This is a genomic window from uncultured Chitinophaga sp., from assembly GCF_937874145.1.
Classification (GTDB): Bacteria; Bacteroidota; Bacteroidia; order Chitinophagales; family Chitinophagaceae; genus Chitinophaga.
In genome coordinates this window covers 1-17715 of sequence record NZ_CALNBI010000164.1, presented here as the reverse complement: position 1 = coordinate 17715, position 17715 = coordinate 1, and the positions used below count along the sequence as shown (strand labels likewise).

Genomic DNA, 17715 nt, shown 5'->3' with positions numbered 1-17715 from the left:
CCAGGGCCCATACATTAAAAGTGTATTGCTCTACCAACTGAGCTACAGGATCATCCCCGTTTCGTTTGGGATTGCAAAGATAGGAATTAAATATTTTCTGCCAAATATTTCAGAAATTAATTTCTATCCGTCCACTGAAACCAGCTGCCAGCCTATTTCGCAGGCGTGAAAAATATTTTACGCACGCTCGCGCCCGTAGTTTTCCTTTCGTCATATACATGCAGCGGATAATATTTCCCCGCTACCCAATCATCCACCATATTGTCGTAATACGGACTGCCCGGATTGCCGCTCTGCCCACCGGGATAAATCCCCCAACCCTTCGGCTCCTCCCCTAATTCCACCACCATCCGCCACGACGGGCCGTGCGTCTTCTTCGTCGCATTCACGATATGCGCACCGCCCCCTGTGCGAAGGCCCATTCGGCTGAACGCCGGGATACTCCTCGTCAGGTGGCGGATATCCGTCCCGCGGTCCCTGCCCAACGACAAGTCCCCTCGCGCCGAAATCGCCGCCGCCGTGTCCGCCGCTTCCTGCAAGGCCGCCGTCACCACGTCGGCCAGCGACTATCGTGCGGGTTTGCGGATGTCGTCTACGAACCACATGGCGCTGTCGCGCATCAGCCAGTACAATGTTGCTTCGGGCGTGGGCATCTCCCAGGCCAGGCTATCTTTTAACGGCATCTCGTCGCGCCAGATGCGCGTGTTCAGCTGCTCCCACCATAAATTGAAAACCGTCGCCGCTTTGCTGTCAGGCGAAGCCACACCGTCCCACTGGAACAGCATCTCCCAGTACGGGCGCTGTGCGGCGGTTAACTTGGCGGGCATCACGTAATCCGCCAGGAAAGGCACGGCACTCACGGCCAGGCGGTTGGTATTGTCGTTCTGCAGGCGCATCATGTCTTCCGGCGTGATGTTTTGCATGGAACCCAGACGCTCCTGCAGCTGCAATCCGCGGAACAGCGTATAATAACCGAACATCCTGTAGGGGAAGGTGCTGTCTGCCGGGTGCTGGTTGGCGGACTGCACGAACCCCTGCGCGGGATTATGGATATGCGGATTTTCGCTCATGGGTATATATCCCTGCCAGGCAAAGGTGCTGTCCCCGCCGGGCATCACGAACTTGCCCTGGTCTTTCCAGCGCAGCGGGTGCTTCCCGTTCTGCCAGATCGCTATGCCATCCTGTTTGCCGGCGAACAGGAAATTCTGTGCGGGGCTGCTCCAGATCGAAAGCGCTCCGGTAAAATCGGCGTAATTCTTCGCGCGGTTGAGCCGGTAAAGGCTCAGCAGCTCGTTGGAGGCGTCGTGCGCCGTCCAGCGCATGGCCAGGTACCCGTTGCCGAAACCCTCGCCGCCGAAGCCGGGATCGTAAAGGACAGGTCCCCAGACCGTATACGCCACCGTGTCCAGGTAAGGCTCCCGGCCCTTGATACGGATCTCTTCCACCCGCATATCGGCTTTGCGCCACTCGCCGTTGAAGCGGTATTCGCTTTTGCCGTTGCGGAATTCCATAGTATAATAATCCAGCACGTCCATATACCCGTTCGTCAGCCCCCAGCCGATATGATCGTTAAAACCAATGATCAGGCCGGGCGCGCCGGGAATGGACACGCCGTACATATTCGCATCGGGCGTACTGAGCTGCATTTCATAAAATATCGAAGGCAGCGACAATGTCAAATGCGGGTCATTAGCGAGGATGGGCGCGCCGTTTTTCGTCTTCACTGCGGCTACCGCCCAGTTGTTGGACCCGTTATCCGGATCGGGGCGGGAACCGGGCCTGAATGCGCCTATTCCGGCGGTTACGAGGCTATCCGGCGGCGGAACGGCTTTCAGGGACGCTGCCGCGAAGGGCGTACCTACGGGAATGATCGGCGCGATTACATCCGGCCAATCGGGATACAACTGGTTGAAAATATCTTTCCCGAAACGCTGCCGTGCGTTGGAATACGCGATATCGTCGCCGGTAGAGGCCAGATCATACGCCATATACTTGATCAGCAGCGCCGATTTCAGCTTGGTCCAGGGTTCAGGCGCGTAGCCCAGCAACTTATATTCCAGTGGGTAATCCCGTTCGCGGAGCGTTTTGATGTATGCGTTCACCCCGTCGGCATACGCGCCGGTGATGAGTTTGGAAACTGGGTCTGCATCCATGGCTTTCACCGCCTGTTCGGCGGCGTATACCATGCCTTCGCGGCGCTTGAGGCGGTCGTAAGCCAGGAGCCCTTCGCCGAGGATCTCGCTGAGGCGGCCTGCGGCGGCATGCGTCTGGAGCTCCATCTGCCAGAGCCGGTTGGAGGCATGGATATATCCCTGCACATAATAAGCGTCGTAATCGTTCCGCACGAAAATATGGGCCACCATGCGCTCGTCGAGCCACACGCTGGCGGAGTCTTTCAGCTCCGGGAGCGACAGCTGTGCCGTGGCCGCACCGGCGCCCACAGGCTCCGCATGCACCCAGAAACCGTGCTGCGGACTGAACAGCATGCCGAAAGCAGGTTTATTGGCAAAACGATGATTGAGCGCCCATACCAGGGCGACGGTCAGCAGTAAGGGAAGGATTCTCATATTGTTACATGGTAGCCGGTTCGGCCAGGAAGATGTCGATTACTTTATTGCCGATGTCTTCGTACATGCCGAAGATTTTTTTCAATGCGGCGTATAATTCCTTGTAATTGGTAAAAACAGGCATGGGGATGGCGGGACCTTCATATCCCATTTGCGCCGGTATGAGGGAAAATTTGCCGCCAACCCGGGTGTCATGATCCAGGTCGAACGCCATTTCCACTTCTATCCTGCCCTCTTTCAGCGAAATGTTCAGGCCGGAACCAAGGCCTTTGATGGACCTGGTATCGTCCACACCTTCTACCTGGTAGAGGAAATTTGCCGGATCATAGACGGTTTTACGGAATCCAAACTCCATGATCATATCCTGGGCTTCGGTAACGCTATGGTCGGTAAATGCGGGCGTGGTTTGAAACTGCGCAGCGAAAGCATGGTACCAGGATACAAATTCAACCTCTTCTAACACTTTTTTCCAGACGGGATGCATCTCCATAAAATAGTTTTAGAAGGTTAGGAAATCTATTGTTAATATACGCCTTTTCAGGAATATGCCAAGACAGCGGCGGCCAGGTTTTCCACTTCTTCTTCACTATTAAAACTATGCAACACCACCCGCAAACGCTCCTGCCCTTTCGGGACGGTGGGATGTAAAATGGCCCGTACGTCCATACCCTTCCCCTGCAAATGCTGCGCCAGTCCGCGCGCATGCCCGTTTCCCGGGGCCATCACCAGTTGGATCGGGGTTTCGCTGCGCCCGCCCAGCCTGGAAGTAAACAACTGTATCAGCCGCTGCAGGTGCTTTCGCCCGGCATCCAGGTCGGGGAAGACGTCGTAGGCCGCCAGGATCACCGCCACGGCCTGCGGGGGCAATGCAGTCGTGTAGATAAAAGGGCGGCAGAAATTGATAAGATAATCGCGCAACACAGGTGTTCCCAGCACCACCGCGCCGTGGCAGCCAACGGCTTTGCCGAAGGTATGTACCCTCGCGAAACAGCGGCCCTGCAATCCCAGCAGCTGCACCAGCCCTTCGCCCTTCTCCCCTACAACACCCGTGGCATGGGCTTCGTCCACGATCAGGAAGGCGCCATGGCGGTTGCACAGGGCGGAAATTTCCACCAGCGGCGCCAGGTCGCCGTCCATGCTGTACACCGATTCCACGGCCACAAAGATCCTGCCGTCGGCATTGGCGAGCTTTTTCTCCAGATCGTGGAGGTCGTTGTGAAGGAAGGAAAAGGATGGCGCGGCCGACAGCCGGATGCCGTCGCGGATGGAAGCATGGATGAGCTGGTCGTAAATGACGACGTCGCCTTTCTGGGGAACACAGGCAAAGAGGCCCAGGTTAGCGTCGTAGCCGGAGTTGAAGAGCAGTCCGGCCGGCGCTTCATGGAAACCGGCAATGAGTTTCTCCGCTTCTTCCACCAGTTCGTAGTTTCCTGCAAGGAGCCGGCTTCCGCCGCTGCCGTGGACCTGCGGGAGCTGGCGGCAGATCCGCAGCGCCTCTTCCTGGATGCGTTCGTTTCGCGCCAGGCCCAGGTAATCGTTGGAGCAGAAATCCACGAGCTGGCCAGGAGTGCGCAACTGGCGGAACGCGTGTTCCTCCCGGCGTTTATCAAGGGCAATGCGGAGAAAGTCTTCTTTTTGCATGCTTCAAATCTAATTATCTTATCTGTAACTTTGCCTCTTCAATAACAACAGCGTATGAGCAGTAAAGTTTCGATTCTCGGCCTGAAATTACCTACAGACCCCCGATGGGTCAAACTCGCGGCGATTTCCCTGGAAGAAATCCTGACCGACCATGCTTTTTGCGAACAAAAGGCGGCAACATCGGCCATTTCGCTCATACAACGTTATCCCGACCGCGCGCGGCTGGTCGACGAGCTGGCGCCGATCGTGACGGAAGAATGGGGGCACTTCCGCCAGGTGCCGAGATGAAGAAACGCGGCTTCGCGCTGGGCAAGCAGCGGAAGGATGCATACGTAAATGAACTGATGAATTTCCAGCAGAGAGGCGGGGCGCCGGATGTGGTGCTGCTCGACCGGTTGCTGCAGTTCGCCCTGATCGAAGCACGCAGCGCGGAGCGGTTCCGCCTGTTGAGTGAAGGGCTGGAAGATGCTTACCTGAAAGAATTCTATCGCAAATTCATGATTTCCGAGGCGGGGCATTACCGCCTGTTCATCGACCTGGCGAATGAATACCTGCCCGAAGAGCGGGTGCGCCAGCGGTGGACGGAATGGCTGGAATTTGAGGCGGATATGATCACGAAGCTCCCGGTCAGAGGGGACCGGATGCATTAACTGCGCTACTTATTATAGTAAAGTTGCCTTCTGTCTTCGTATTGCCGGATCTCTTCCCTGGACATCCGTTCACTGTGGCGTAGCGGTAATGATTGCAGACGAAATGAAAGTTCTGAGTAGAATTCCGTCTAAGTCTCCCAAAACTATGTCCAGGTCCTTTTTCATCTTGATGATATTCAATTCAATCTTCGGCTTCCGCCAAAGCTGCAGTCAGGTTTAGGCAACAAATCAAAAAGCTGGATTTCGCTATTTAAAAATGGAACCCCAGGTTCACGTATGCCTTGAGTATCTGCGCCTGGTCGCTGTACATGAGGGTGGCTTCGAGCGGACCGAGTTTGGTGCTGTATGCGAGCGTCAGGCCATAACCTGTCAAATACAGGTATTTCGGTGACGCCCTGCCGTTGAGGTCATAAATAGCGCCGGACACGCGCGGAATCGCGAAGACGTTGCGCAGGGCTTCGTATTGCCATCCCAGCTGAATGGAAGCCACGCTGGCGGTATTGATTTCTCCGTCATACAATCCCACGAACGGAATCTGGTTCCTGCTGAAATCGGTGATGCCGCCGATCCGGAAATCGTTGACAATGTCCTGGTTGTAATTGAAGTTGAACCCGGCATATCCGTTCAGGTTGAGGGAAGATTTGCGGCCCATGGGGATGTAATAATTCATTTTAAGCGACATCCGTTGGTAACTATCGAAATTAAAGCCCAGGCTATCGAGCGGATAGACGTGGTCGCCGCTTCGCACCCGGATATCCGGGTTCTGGCTATGTATCAGGCCGGCTTCGAAGTCGATTTTCGCGCCGCGTGTGGGAAATAGTTGGCGGTTGAGGGTATTGAGGCCGTAATATACGAAGGTGTTGAGGTGGTTGGTATTGCCGTCAATATCCACGAAAGGAGAAATTTTCGGTTTGATCCGTATGTATTCCCAGCGGGTGCCGGCCCCGATCGCCATGACGCGGTTCAGCATGAGTTGGAGGTGGCCGCTGACGTTGGCGTATTTGGTGCGGTATTCCTGAAGTTTCCGGAAATCCACGTAATAACTCATTGGATTATTCTCATAATATGCGCCCAGCCCGAATCCTACGTTGCGCTTGCGGCCGAGGTATTTGAAAAATTCTGCCCGGAGGCGCGGGTTTTCACTGATGGCTGCGGATACGAGGGCGCGGCTGTTGGGCACGATGAAATTCCGTTGCGTCACGTTCACGATGGCGCTGACGCTTGTATAGGTGTTATAGTGCAGGGCGAATTTGACGTAGGTTAACGGGTTTTCCTCGACCTGGATATCCAGCTCGCTGCGGCCGTAGCCGAGTGGACGAAGATTATAGGTGATCTGTTTGAAGAAACGGGTCCCGTATACATTGAGGATAGCTTCACGGATCATGTCGGGCGTGTAGCAGCCTCCGGGCTCCAGGCCCAGCCTGCCGCGGAAGAATTTCTCGTCGGAGTGTACCAGTCCGCTCACTGCGATCCCAGCGATTTCGATGTCGGGCACCACCGGCAGGCGGTTCTTCGGGAGAGCGGCCATAGGATACAGCGCGTTCAGAGAATCGGCCATCCGTTTGAAAACAGGGTACATTTCCCTTCCCTTCCGCTTGCCGATTTCGATGATGGAATCCACGCTGCCGAAGCTGGCGGCGGAATACCCTTTCAGATCGGGTTCGATATACACGTCGGTGAGCTTACGGGCTTCCACAAAATCGGCCGCGTCCTTATAGAACCCAAGCTGGTAGAGGATATCGATAGGGGTATTCAGTTCGTCGGCGGTGCGCAGCCCTCCGCTTACATTGCTTCCGATAACGATATCCGCACCCATCTCCCGGACGGTAGTGGTGGGAAAATTACGTACCACGCCGCCGTCTACCAGTTTGCGCCCATCAATTCGGACGGCTGTAAAAACAGACGGAATCGCCATGCTCGCACGGATCGACTGCACGATCTCCCCTTTATCCAGGGTCACGATATCCCCGGTGGCCACATCGGTGGCAATGCATTTGAAAGGTATGTTGAAGCGGGAGAAATCTTTTACATCACGGACCGGCCAGTGCATTTTGGCGAGCTCCAGCCATAGTTGTTCGCCGGAGATCACGCCCGAGGTGAGTTTCGGTTTTCCATACTCGAAAGGGATTTCGATCATGTACCGGTTGTATTCGGACCTTTCTTCGTAGCTGATATCGTCCATGACGGGCTGGTTGGAAAAGAGCCCGCTCCAGTCGAGCTTCCGGGCCATTACTTCAATGGAATCGCCGGAATACCCGATGGCATACAGCGAACCAACGATACTTCCCATGCTCGTGCCCGTGAGATAATCGACGCGGAGCCCCGCACTGTCGATCGCCTGGAGAATGCCGATGTGCGCCAGTCCTTTGGCGCCGCCCCCGCTCAGGGTGACCCCTACCTTGGCCCGTTGGGCCGAAAGTGTATAAGGATATAGTCCCGCAGTCAACATTAAAATGAAAAAAATCCGCAGCATCAGGTATTCCGAGGTAGTTTCTTAAAGTTAATGGTTAAAACAATGCAAAACTCCCGAGGGTTGGAAACATTCCGGTTATTTTTTATCTTTTCCGGATAACAATTTCACTTTATGAAAGTATCCAACCCGAAGCAGAATATCTGGCAGGTGATATTCGCTTCTTCAGCGGGAACCCTTATCGAATGGTACGACTTCTACATCTTCGGTAGCCTCTCCCTGATCCTGGCAGAAAAATTCTTCCCGGACAGCAATCCTACCCTGGCATACATCGCCACCCTGGCCACGTTCGCCATCGGCTTCGTCGTACGCCCTTTCGGCGCCATCGTTTTCGGACGGCTCGGTGATATGGTAGGCCGGAAATACACCTTCCTGCTTACCCTCCTCATCATGGGCGGCAGCACCTTTGCCATCGGGCTCATCCCCAGCTACGCCACGATCGGCGTTTTCGCGCCCATTCTCGTCCTCATCCTCCGGTTGGCGCAAGGGCTTGCGCTGGGCGGCGAATACGGCGGAGCAGCCACTTATGTGGCGGAACACTCCCCTGCCAACCGGCGCGGATATTTCACCAGCTTTATCCAGACCACGGCCACCCTCGGCCTTTTTGTGTCGCTGGGCGTTATCCTCGCCACCAGGCTAATGATGACACCGGAATCCTTCAACGACTGGGGCTGGCGCATTCCCTTCTGGCTGAGCATCTTCCTGGTGCTCATGAGCTATTATATCCGCATCAAGCTGCATGAATCACCTTTGTTTTCTAAATTGAAGGCCGAAGGCAAAACATCCAGCAACCCGCTAAAAGAAAGCTTCGGCAACAAGGAAAACCTCAAGCTGGTACTCCTCGCCCTCTTCGGCGCCACCATGGGCCAGGGCGTCGTTTGGTACACCGGACAATTCTATGCCCTCTCCTTCCTTCAAAACACGATGAAGATCGAGTTCATACAATCGAACATCATCATTGCCACCGCACTGCTGTTCGGTACACCGCTCTTCCTGCTCTTCGGGCACCTTTCCGATAAAATAGGCAGGAAAAAAATCATGATGGCCGGTATGCTTATAGCCGCCATCAGTTATTTCCCCATCTACAATGCTATGGACAGCACAGTAGATATGTCCCGCAAACAGGAAATCGCCGAGCGGTACCGCATTGAAAGAAATTCCTCCGAAAGTAACGGAACCCTCTTCGAAAGCACCCGTAAAATCCGGGAATACACCGATGGCACCGTCGTTACGGAAGTTACCGTCAACGAAAAAGCGCCAACAAAAGAAGTTAAACTCGGACAAAGCCAAACTATCTGGATAATATTCCTCGTCTTCATCCAGGTGGTATTCGTGACGATGGTGTACGGCCCTATCGCCGCATTCCTCGTCGAACTCTTCCCTACCCGTATCCGATACACCTCAATGTCACTGCCCTACCACATCGGGAACGGCATCTTCGGTGGCATGCTGCCTGCTATCGCCACACTGCTTGTGCAACGATACAATAACCACCTTGCCGGCCTGATCTACCCGGTCGCCATCGCCGTTATCTGTATGGTGATTGGCGTGGTTTTCATCAAGGAACGCAAATCCGCTGACGGGTTCGAAGAAGAACCCGAAGTGTAGATATTTTAGTTTTCAAAGATTTCAAACAGTCTGCCGGAAATCAATCCGGCAGACTGTTTTTTTCAACCTCCACGCTAACTCCACGAAGCGTTACTTAACCTCTCATCCGGTACTCCACCAGTTCATTAATCGACACATGGTGCTCATTCACTGTTTCAGTCAACGCCTCCAGTTTCCGGTTGGTTTCCGCCTGGACGGATTCAATGGTTCCCAGCCGCTCGTCCACCATGTCGAAACGCTTCTTCACTTCGTTGTACTGTGTCATGTTCCTCTCTTCGCGCGCCGTGGCCACTTTGAGATAAGCGCAATAGTTGGAATCCAAATCAATCAACCTCAACTGCACCAGGTACACCTTTTCTTCAATCGATCCCACCTTCAGTTCAAGATTCTCCAACCGTTTTTCCTGCCGGTCCATGCGCAGCTGCAGCCCATCCATTCGATGCTCAAGTTTTCCCATATGCTCTTCAAGCCTTCCCATCCGTTCCTCCAAACGATCTATGCGTTGTTCCAATTTGTCCATACGTTGTTCCAACTTGTCCATACGCTGCTCTAACCTGTCCATTCGCTGATCAACTTTCTCTGACAACTCAGTTATCTGCGTTTGCAAAGAGCTAAACCTGTCATCCATTTGCTTTTGGGATTGACTGAACTTGTCATCCATTTGCTTTTGGAAGTGACCGAGCATGTCCTCCATTTTTTCAAGGACCGTAGCCGAAGTAATTTCTCTTTCTTTTACCATAAAATTTGCTTTGGTTTTGTTGAACACAAAATTAGAGGGCCTGATTTTCCTAAAAAAATTATGCATATCAGTTTCAGCATGAAATATCTCCGAAATTCGGAGGAAATAAAAAAAGCCGCGCTCAAAAGAGGCGGCTGTATGGTATATATACCGAAAATCGATTTTAATGTGTGAAAAAATTCAGCAAATCTCCGAAATCCAGAGATGGATGCGCCTCCTGCAACAGGCGCGCCTTTTTCGCCATAGCATCCACAAACTGCCTGTGGGCAGGGCTTTCAGGATTAAAAGGACGATGCCCCCTCGCCCGCAAAAGCTCTGCCACCTGCCGCGCAACTTCCTGCGAAGCGGGCTGAATACACGCTTTTAGAAAATGTTCCCAAACATACTGTATCGCCTGGTCGTTCGGATGCACCATGTCTTCTTTGAAAAACCGGTAGTCCCGCAAATCATCCAACACCAGCTCATACGCCGGGAAGTAAAACAAACGGTCGAATTTATTCACCAAATGATGCACCGCCTGCAACAACACCGCCTTGCTGAGATTGTTCTCCACCACCCCGTCGCGCGCATAACGCACAGGGCTCACCGTAAACAGGATATTCACCTTGCGGTTAACGAAAAACAACCGGTGCATCATGTTATCCAGCGCAGCGATCACCTCATCCGCCGGCACGAGCTTCTTCGTAAACGACGCTTCCGGCACCTTATGGCAATTGCCCACCAGCTGCCCGTTCTCCTTCAGATACCACGCATGTGCCGAGCCCAGCGTCACCACCAGCCAATCCGCCTCTTTCAACCGCGCAGCCGCCGCTTCCTGCGATGCGTTGATCTGCGCCAGCACCCGGTTTTTGTCGGTCCCGGAAAAACGGGAATGATGATCCCAGCTATGCCAGATATCCTCGTGCAGGAAAAGATCATCAGCCGTGTAACGTTTATTGTCCAGGTAAGCCGTCATGCTCCTGGCGATGCTCAGGGGATTGAAAAGAATACCGTTGGGATTGAGCAGCACGTCGAATTTATGCTGCTGCAGCCGGTGACCGATCTCCTCCGCAAAACAGGAACCCGACAGCAACAGCTTGTCGGAATATTGCATGGAAGGGCCCAGCGGCTCCACCGGGAAAGTGAGGCGAAAATTCATGCTGCAAAAGTATCAAAAAATAAAGCTAATGACGGAACACCCCGTCGGCCAGCACTATCGCTTCCGCAAAGGCCTTGTCATCCAGCCCGGACGCGATCTCCCGTGATGCACAGAACCGCAACAGGTTTTCCGTTGCGATGTTCCCAACGAGATCGTCCTGCGCCATAGGGCAGCCACCGATGCCACGGATGGCGCTGTCGAACCGACGGCAACCACTATCCCAGGCCGCCGCGATCTTCTCCTCCCAGGCCTGTGGCGTGGAATGAAAATGCGCACCGAACTCCACCTGCGGGTACGCCGGCACCAGCGCGGAAAAGAGCGCCGCGATGCCCGCAGGCTCCGCCACGCCCACCGTATCGGCCAGCGAAATAATGGGAATATGCATGCCCGCAAACCGGTCAGCCCATTCGAGCGCTACTTCCGGACTATACGGATCGCCATACGGATTACCGAAACCCATGGAAATATAAATGACCAGCTGTTTCCTGTTCTTGATGCACAGCTCCTGGATGGCCGTAACCTGCTCCAGCGCTTCGGGAATGGTTTTATTGGTATTGCGGATCTGGAATGTTTCGGAGATGGAAAAGGGAAACCCCAGGTACTGAATCCGCTCATGCAACACGGCTTCCTCCGCCCCGCGGACGTTCGCCACGATCGCCAGCAGCTTCGTGGCCGAAGGCGCCAGCCCCGCCAGCACCTCCGCTGTATCCGCCATCTGGGGGATCGCTTTGGCGGACACGAAACTGCCGAAGTCGAGGGTATCGAAACCCACGCGCAGCAAAGCGTTGAGGTAATCCGTCTTTTCAGCGGCGGGAATCATGCGCGGCCAGCCCTGCATGGCGTCGCGGGGGCATTCGATGAATTTCAGCATACGCTAAAATAACGAATTCTCCTTTCCGGTGATCAGGGCTCCAGGCGTTGTTTCATGGCTTCGTACAGGATGATCCCTGCCGCCACGGACACGTTGAACGACTCAAAACTGTTCTGCATCGGGATGTGGAACTGCTCGTCTGCCGCTTTCAGCAGCGCCGGATACACGCCTTTATCCTCCGACCCCATGATCACCGCCACCGGCTCGCGCCAGGGCAGGTCCTGCAGCCGATGCGGCGCTTCCATTTCGCTGGCTACGACTTTGATACCGTTGAGATGCAGCTCGTCGATGGCTTTGAGCAGGCTGTTCACGCGGCAGATGGCGATGCGCTCCAGCGCGCCCGCGGAGGATTTCAGCGCTTCTTCATTCAGCGCGGCGATGCCCCTGTCGGGGATAATGATGGCCTGGGCCCCGCAGCACACGGCGCTGCGGGCGATGGCGCCGATGTTACGCACGTCGGTGATGCCGTCGAGGATGAGGAAGAGGGGCGTTTCGCCTTTTTCGACTACATGGGTGAGGCTATTGAGTTTTTCCACCGGTACGTAGTTGATGGGGATACGCAGCTCGGTGGCCTGGTTGCGGATTTGCGGAATGATATCGCCGGAGGCGGTTTTGAGCATGTAGATGCGCTCAATGGCCTTCCCGTTCTTCATGGCTTCCAGCAGGGGCTGGCGGCCGATGATGAGGGAAGACTGTTTGGGCTTGGGAGCCTGTGGTTTGAATCGGTGGTTCATCGGCGCAAAGATACGGGATCAAAGCTCCCCTTCCAGCATCATGAGCCTGATCTTTTGGATGGCGGCCACGGAAATGGAGTCCGTGATCTCAAAATCCCGCACCATCCGGTAGGCTTCTTCAAAAGGAACCCGCTTTACGACCAGCTGTTCGGTGTCCTCCGGTTCCGCCTCGCCCGGTTCCAGGTCCTGCGCCAGGTACACGATGCAGGCTTCGTCAGATACGGAATTGGACAGGTGCATCCTTACAATCGGCTTCCAGCTGCGGGCCCTGAGCCCCGTTTCTTCCTGCAGTTCGCGCATGGCCGATTCCAGGGGATCGCTGCCGTGGGGGCCGCCGCCTTCGCAGATTTCCCAGCTCCAGGCCTCCAGGGGCACCCGGTATTGCCCTACCAGCCAGATGTGCTGCTCCGCATCCATCGCCACCACGCCTATCGCCAGGTTCTTGAAATGCACGATGCCGTAAAGGCCCGGGTTGCCGGAGGGGTTCAATCCCCGCCGTTCCGTGACCCGGATCCAGGGGTTTTCGTAAGGAATACTGGCGGTTTCGAAGCGCCAGGGGTTTTGATGCTGTTCCATCCCCCAAAGAAAAACATTTATCCCTAAAACAAAAAAGCGGGCAGACGCCCGCTTCATACATCTTTACTTGTTAACTGTATTCTATAAGGAGAGGTAGTAATATCCAAATTCTTCATCCAGCTTCCAGCCTGTGCTTTCATACAGCGCACGGGCCTTCTTGTTGGTAAAATGCGTCTGGAGCATCAGGTAGCGGCTGCCGGTATCCAGCCCCAGCTCCTTTGCACGCGCCAGCAGTGCCCTTGCCGCCCCCTGTTGACGGGCATCCGGCGTCACGAACAAATCGTTCAGTATCCAGGCCCGCTTCATGCCGATGGAGGAAAAAACAGGATATAACTGGGTAAACCCAAGTATCCGGCCTTCGTCCTCAGCCAGGAAAATGACACTGTCGTTCTGCGCAAGGCGTTCCGAAAGGAATTCGTATGCCGCAGGGACGTCGGGCGTTTGTTCGTAATGTTGCCGGTAGGCGTCGAACAGCCCGGCGAGCTCGTCCAGCCGCTCAGGGGTAGCTTTAATAATTCGCATGTACGGGGAATATTTGTTGGAGGTGATGTTGATGGTGACGAAGATAGTCATTGGCCCAGAACTCCAGCGTAGCCGGGGCATTGGCGCCGATTACGAGGATATTGCCCAGCGCTTCCGAGGGTATCAGGGGCAGTAATTTAACGATGTGCAGGTTGACGGATTTCCATATCTGCACCAGTTCATGCCAGTCTTCCCGGCCGTACTGCCGCGCTTCCACCCAAAAGTCCTGGTCGTACCCCGGCGCCTCCAATACAGCGTTCTGTTGCGCGCGGATGAAGCGGGGATAATTGTTGAGGGCGGAATCCGTCAAATGTCCGAGAATTTCCTTCCGGCTCCATTTATCGGGAGCGGGCCGCGCGGCGGCTTCTTCTTCGGAGAACTGCAGCAGGCGGACTTCCATTTGCAGCACCAGTTCCTTCAGATCCCGCGCCAGTGCCGCCAGCGGCGGTTGTTGCAGGGACAACGCCATCTTGATGTCGCAGCGCTCGTATTCCACATCCCCTACCGGCACTTCTTCAAAACCCAGTTTATAGTACATGTTGATGGCGGGAGCAAGTTTGCGGCTGGAATACAATACCATCTTCGCGAAGCCCTTCTCCGCCGCCCTTTCCACGATGGCCTTGCCCAGCGCCCAGCCGAGTTTTCGGCCCTGGAAGCTTTCGTCCACGGCCATCTTCGTCATTTCCACCGTATCGGCCGATTCGGGCCGGTAGGCTACCGTACCCACGATCTGGTTGCCGATCGCTACGAATATGATATCGCCGCTGGTGGCGATGATATGCCCGTACGGATTTTCCAGCACGGCGTAATCCACGGGCTCAAGTTTGAAGTATTTGCTGATCCAGGCTTTGTTCAGCCTTTCAAAATGCGGCTGGTAATCAGGATGCCAGCCCAGGATGCGGATATCATTTGCTGCGTTCATAACTTTTTTGCTTGTTGAATGCCTTGTTGACGATAAAAACGCCCAGGAGCGTCACCATGCACGACAATCCCATGAGCCAGTTCAGCTTCTCCTGCAGGATCAGCCAGCCCAGGATCACCGCTACGATAGGGTTGATATAAGCGTATACGGACACCAGCGAGGGCGGCAGGTTGTTCAATGCGAATACGTAAGCGGAATAACTTAACAAAGATCCGATAAAAATGAGATACAGCAGGCTTCCCCACAATTCCCCCGTGAACGACGAAAAGTGCAGGTGCTGCCCCATGAGCCCCGCGATCACGAGCATCACCACCCCGCTGAAAAGCATCTGGAACCCGGCGCCGTACAGGTAATTGATCCCCAGCGCCCATTTGGCCGTCAGCACCGATCCCAGGGCCCAGAAAACACAGGCCAGGGTAATCAGCATCACCCCGAACCGGTACTCCTCGTTCATCAGCTGGGCAAGGTTATCGTAAAAGATCCCCCCTATCCCCAGGAGCCCTATCAGCATGCCCGCCACCAGTTGCCAGGTGATTTTCGTCTTCTGCACAAGGAAAAAACTGAAAATCGTGATCCAGATGGGCACCGTAGCGGCGATAATGGCCCCCAACCCGCTCGGGATGTACTGCATCGCCCAGGTCATGAGCCCGTTGCTGCCGCAAAGCATGATCGTACCGATCACGAAAAGCCGCGACAACACCGGCACCTGCGGCAGTTTATACCCCTTCAGCAGGAAAAACGCCACGAGCAATATGCCCGCGCCCGTTTGCCGGAGGCCCGCCAGCATCATGCCATGCATGTGCTGCACGCCGATCCGGGCGGCCAGGTAGGTGGTTCCCCAAAAAATACTTACGATGATCAACGCCACGTAAGCGTTGGTATGGTTCCGCTGTTGCATATTCATCAGGTTAAACAGGAGGATGATCAGCAAGCGATGGGTAGAAACCCATCGCCAATAATACTAATATCAACCTCTAAATCAATTATTTTCAAGAATGGCCGACAGCCCCTGGATCGATGCGGCCGCCGATTCCAGCTCCGCGATCGCCAGGTCCGTGTCTTTGTCCGTGGTGCGCCAGTTCACCAGCGCCGCCCGCATCGCCGGCACCCCGGCATAGTACGTGGGCGTTATGTACACCACGCCCCGCTTGACGAGCGCCTGCAAAAAGACGCGGATATGACCGGCCAGTTTTCTTTCTTCCATGTTGAACGTAAAGCAGGCCACGCACATCTTTACCGGCGCCAGCAGGCGGAAAAGCCCGCTTTTCTCCAGCGCCTCGCCGAGGCGCTGCGCCTGTTTCACGTTTTGCTCCACAACATCCCGATACCCTTCCGCACCATAGGCGCGGAGCGAGAACCAGGCCGGCAAAGCCCTGAGGCGGCGCGAGTTTTCGGGGGCGTAGTTGATGTAATTGAAATTTTGCGCCGGGTCTCCCAGGTACGCCGCCCCCGCATTCTGGAAAACTTCCAGCTGCAGCAGCGGATGGCGGCTGAACAGCATCGCGCAGTCGTATGGCACGTTGAGCCACTTGTGCGCGTCGATCGTGATACTGTCTGCCTGCTCCCAGCCGTTCAGCCAGTGCCGGAAACGGGGACTTACCGCTGCAAAGCCTCCGAAGGCCGCGTCTACATGGAGCCAGAACGGATGTTTATGTTTGAGCGCCGCGATGGCGGCGATGTCGTCGAAATCAACGGTATTGACCGTACCCGCCGAAGCCACGTAAATGAAAGGCGTCCCGGGGTTATCCGCGATCCAGCGCTCCAGGGCCTTCACGTCCACCGCTTCGCGCCCCGGCAACGTGGGCAGGAGCACGAGGCTGCTGCGCCCAAGGCCGAGCATCGATAAAGCTTTCGACACGCTGGAATGCGGCGTGGCGGCCAGCACCTTCACGTTTTGCAAGGCGCCCGCGCCCAGTTCCGCCACATTCACGCCCTGCTGCTGGCCCAGCCATTGCCGCGCCGCTGCCAGTCCGGTAAAGTTGGACATCGTGGCGCCGGTGACGAACACCCCTTCAAAGGCGTCCGGCAAGGAAAAAAGCTGGCGCAGGAGCTGAAGGGTTTCTTTTTCCAGGGCGAAGGCCAGGGAAGATTTGTCTGCCGCGTTCATGTCTATGGCCGAAGACAGCCAGTCGCCCGCAAGGGCCGCCGGCGTTACGCCCCCGGTTACAAACCCGAAATACCTGGGGCCTGCGGAGGCGGTGAGGTAGGATCCGAAGCGGTTATCGAACAGCTCCAGCGCCGCCGCGCCGCCCATCCCTTTTTCGGGAAGGCCTGCCAGCGGTATCGCCGGCACCTCCATGCTCACGGGCAGTTCGTGCATGCGGCGCAGGAAATCGGCGGCATAGGCTGCCGTCTGTTCCAAAAGCTCGTCGAACCGGGATAGATCCTCGCGGAAAATTGCGTTCATATGAGGGCGTGTTAACGTTACTGAAATGACAGGTCAAAATTCCAGATTATCCCGGAAATAAAACAGATGCAGTTTTGTATTTTTTAACCAGATCAGATAACCGGATCAACCATGAAAGTCCATGACGAATGCTGTTCGTCAACCGGGAAGGATTAAATATGTAAGTACTTACTTAAATGGGGGATTATCAGAACAGGCGGCCGCCTTTTTCGAGCCCGAGGAGGAACTGCTTGCGCCAGAGGCCGCCGGCATAGCCGGTGAGGGCGCCATTGACGCCGATGACGCGGTGGCAGGGCACGATGATGGCGATATCGTTCTTGCCGTTGGCGGTACCCGCGGCGCGGATGCTTTTCACGTTGCCGAGGCGCTTGGCCAGGGCCAGGTAGGTGATGGTTTCGCCGTAGGGAATGGTGAGCAGGTTTTGCCATACCAGCTGCCGGAAAGCGGTCCCCTCCTGCTGCAGGGGCAGATCGAAGTTGCGTAGTCGCCCTTTGAAATAGGCATCCAGCTGGGCGGAACATTCGCGGATCAGCGCAGGAACTTCATTTACATCATTGACCGGCGCATCCGCGTCTACAAACGCTACCCGGGAAATGAATTCCTCCGTGCCCCGGATTTCGATGCGGCCGGCGGGCGATTCCATGTACAACAGGCTCATTTCCCGAAGTTTAGGAGCTTGAAGATCGTGAACATATGATGCGATTCGTGCAGCACGAACATCTCGGTCAGCTGAAGCACGTTCAGTGAGCCGTAAACGGGATGCCGGCCTTTGCGTTTGAAATCGCTTTCATTCAGGCCATCCACGTAGCGGATGAACGCTTCGCGGTCGTGCCGGTATTGGGCGAGCAGCTCGCGGTTGGTGAGGTTCCG

The 17715-nt window shown here is 55.4% G+C and carries 17 protein-coding genes and 1 pseudogene; 3 read left to right on the top strand and 15 right to left on the bottom strand.

What is annotated here, in order from left to right:
* Window positions 1-152 precede the first annotated feature (152 nt).
* The 3 genes and pseudogenes from Q0510_RS07865 to Q0510_RS07855 all read right to left on the bottom strand — a co-directional run bounded on the left by Q0510_RS07865 (window position 153) and on the right by Q0510_RS07855 (window position 4208).
* Window positions 153-2486, bottom strand: a pseudogene (locus tag Q0510_RS07865) (penicillin acylase family protein).
* An 85-nt stretch (window positions 2487-2571) separates the two neighbouring features.
* Entirely contained in the window at window positions 2572-3057 is a 486-nt protein-coding gene (locus tag Q0510_RS07860; RefSeq protein ID WP_298709830.1) for a hypothetical protein, read from the bottom strand.
* 47 nt (window positions 3058-3104) lie between these two features.
* Window positions 3105-4208, bottom strand: coding sequence for an 8-amino-7-oxononanoate synthase (locus Q0510_RS07855; protein WP_298709826.1), 1104 nt, complete (start codon window positions 4206-4208; stop codon window positions 3105-3107).
* A 54-nt stretch (window positions 4209-4262) separates the two neighbouring features.
* On the opposite strand from Q0510_RS07855, the gene miaE (Q0510_RS07850) reads away from it, so the two are divergent.
* Entirely contained in the window at window positions 4263-4496 is a 234-nt protein-coding gene (gene miaE / locus Q0510_RS07850) for a tRNA isopentenyl-2-thiomethyl-A-37 hydroxylase MiaE (RefSeq protein ID WP_298709824.1), read from the top strand.
* Entirely contained in the window at window positions 4493-4858 is a 366-nt protein-coding gene (gene miaE / locus Q0510_RS07845) for a tRNA isopentenyl-2-thiomethyl-A-37 hydroxylase MiaE (protein WP_298709822.1), read from the top strand. Before miaE (Q0510_RS07850) ends, miaE (Q0510_RS07845) begins: the two co-directional genes overlap by 4 nt.
* A gap of 250 nt (window positions 4859-5108) precedes the next feature.
* Here miaE (Q0510_RS07845) and Q0510_RS07840 read toward each other — a convergent pair whose 3' ends face one another.
* The gene (locus Q0510_RS07840; protein WP_298709821.1) at window positions 5109-7307 is read right to left on the bottom strand and encodes a patatin-like phospholipase family protein; all 2199 of its coding nucleotides are present in this window, start codon (window positions 7305-7307) and stop codon (window positions 5109-5111) included.
* 135 nt (window positions 7308-7442) lie between these two features.
* Here Q0510_RS07840 and Q0510_RS07835 point away from each other — a divergent pair, with 135 nt between their 5' ends.
* Entirely contained in the window at window positions 7443-8936 is a 1494-nt protein-coding gene (locus tag Q0510_RS07835; protein WP_298709819.1) for an MFS transporter, read from the top strand.
* Window positions 8937-9030: 94 nt separating this feature from the next.
* On the opposite strand, the gene Q0510_RS07830 is transcribed toward Q0510_RS07835, so the two are convergent.
* From Q0510_RS07830 to Q0510_RS07780, 11 genes are all read right to left on the bottom strand, one after another.
* Window positions 9031-9675 carry a hypothetical protein gene (locus Q0510_RS07830; RefSeq protein ID WP_298709817.1) on the bottom strand — a complete coding sequence of 215 codons (645 nt, stop codon included), beginning with the start codon at window positions 9673-9675 and terminating at the stop codon, window positions 9031-9033.
* 163 nt (window positions 9676-9838) lie between these two features.
* Window positions 9839-10813 (bottom strand): GSCFA domain-containing protein, encoded by a 975-nt coding sequence (locus Q0510_RS07825; RefSeq protein WP_298709815.1) that lies wholly within the window; start codon window positions 10811-10813, stop codon window positions 9839-9841.
* Window positions 10814-10838: 25 nt separating this feature from the next.
* Window positions 10839-11684 carry a hydroxymethylglutaryl-CoA lyase gene (locus Q0510_RS07820; RefSeq protein WP_298709813.1) on the bottom strand — a complete coding sequence of 282 codons (846 nt, stop codon included), beginning with the start codon at window positions 11682-11684 and terminating at the stop codon, window positions 10839-10841.
* 32 nt (window positions 11685-11716) lie between these two features.
* Window positions 11717-12418 (bottom strand): RNA methyltransferase, encoded by a 702-nt coding sequence (locus tag Q0510_RS07815; RefSeq protein ID WP_298709811.1) that lies wholly within the window; start codon window positions 12416-12418, stop codon window positions 11717-11719.
* 18 nt (window positions 12419-12436) lie between these two features.
* Entirely contained in the window at window positions 12437-12994 is a 558-nt protein-coding gene (locus Q0510_RS07810; protein ID WP_298709809.1) for an NUDIX hydrolase, read from the bottom strand.
* Window positions 12995-13075: 81 nt separating this feature from the next.
* The gene (locus Q0510_RS07805; protein WP_298709807.1) at window positions 13076-13516 is read right to left on the bottom strand and encodes a GNAT family N-acetyltransferase; all 441 of its coding nucleotides are present in this window, start codon (window positions 13514-13516) and stop codon (window positions 13076-13078) included.
* Window positions 13503-14438, bottom strand: a complete 936-nt coding sequence (locus Q0510_RS07800) for a GNAT family N-acetyltransferase (RefSeq protein ID WP_298709805.1) — start codon at window positions 14436-14438, stop codon at window positions 13503-13505. The genes Q0510_RS07805 and Q0510_RS07800 overlap by 14 nt, the downstream gene beginning before the upstream one ends.
* A complete protein-coding gene (locus Q0510_RS07795) occupies window positions 14422-15336 on the bottom strand; it encodes an EamA family transporter (RefSeq protein ID WP_298709803.1) in 915 nt (304 codons plus the stop codon). The genes Q0510_RS07800 and Q0510_RS07795 overlap by 17 nt, the downstream gene beginning before the upstream one ends.
* 81 nt (window positions 15337-15417) lie before the next feature.
* Window positions 15418-16845, bottom strand: coding sequence for a pyridoxal-dependent decarboxylase (locus tag Q0510_RS07790; protein ID WP_298709802.1), 1428 nt, complete (start codon window positions 16843-16845; stop codon window positions 15418-15420).
* 187 nt (window positions 16846-17032) lie between these two features.
* Entirely contained in the window at window positions 17033-17503 is a 471-nt protein-coding gene (locus tag Q0510_RS07785; RefSeq protein WP_298709800.1) for a methylated-DNA--[protein]-cysteine S-methyltransferase, read from the bottom strand.
* The coding region (locus Q0510_RS07780) for a DinB family protein (RefSeq protein WP_298709798.1) at window positions 17500-17715 on the bottom strand (216 nt) is incomplete at its 5' end. The genes Q0510_RS07780 and Q0510_RS07785, both read right to left, overlap by 4 nt.

Coding starts and splice junctions, on each gene's coding strand:
- Q0510_RS07815 (WP_298709811.1), bottom strand. CDS start 12,418: ATGAACCACCGATTCAAACCACAGGCTCCCAAGCCCAAACAGTCTTCC.
- Q0510_RS07840 (WP_298709821.1), bottom strand. CDS start 7,307: ATGTTGACTGCGGGACTATATCCTTATACACTTTCGGCCCAACGGGCC.
- Q0510_RS07855 (WP_298709826.1), bottom strand. CDS start 4,208: ATGCAAAAAGAAGACTTTCTCCGCATTGCCCTTGATAAACGCCGGGAG.
- Q0510_RS07820 (WP_298709813.1), bottom strand. CDS start 11,684: ATGCTGAAATTCATCGAATGCCCCCGCGACGCCATGCAGGGCTGGCCG.
- Q0510_RS07795 (WP_298709803.1), bottom strand. CDS start 15,336: ATGCAACAGCGGAACCATACCAACGCTTACGTGGCGTTGATCATCGTA.
- Q0510_RS07805 (WP_298709807.1), bottom strand. CDS start 13,516: ATGCGAATTATTAAAGCTACCCCTGAGCGGCTGGACGAGCTCGCCGGG.
- Q0510_RS07790 (WP_298709802.1), bottom strand. CDS start 16,845: ATGAACGCAATTTTCCGCGAGGATCTATCCCGGTTCGACGAGCTTTTG.
- miaE (WP_298709822.1), top strand. CDS start 4,493: ATGAAGAAACGCGGCTTCGCGCTGGGCAAGCAGCGGAAGGATGCATAC.
- Q0510_RS07835 (WP_298709819.1), top strand. CDS start 7,443: ATGAAAGTATCCAACCCGAAGCAGAATATCTGGCAGGTGATATTCGCT.
- Q0510_RS07785 (WP_298709800.1), bottom strand. CDS start 17,503: ATGAGCCTGTTGTACATGGAATCGCCCGCCGGCCGCATCGAAATCCGG.
- Q0510_RS07860 (WP_298709830.1), bottom strand. CDS start 3,057: ATGGAGATGCATCCCGTCTGGAAAAAAGTGTTAGAAGAGGTTGAATTT.
- Q0510_RS07830 (WP_298709817.1), bottom strand. CDS start 9,675: ATGGTAAAAGAAAGAGAAATTACTTCGGCTACGGTCCTTGAAAAAATG.
- Q0510_RS07825 (WP_298709815.1), bottom strand. CDS start 10,813: ATGAATTTTCGCCTCACTTTCCCGGTGGAGCCGCTGGGCCCTTCCATG.
- miaE (WP_298709824.1), top strand. CDS start 4,263: ATGAGCAGTAAAGTTTCGATTCTCGGCCTGAAATTACCTACAGACCCC.
- Q0510_RS07810 (WP_298709809.1), bottom strand. CDS start 12,994: ATGGAACAGCATCAAAACCCCTGGCGCTTCGAAACCGCCAGTATTCCT.
- Q0510_RS07800 (WP_298709805.1), bottom strand. CDS start 14,438: ATGAACGCAGCAAATGATATCCGCATCCTGGGCTGGCATCCTGATTAC.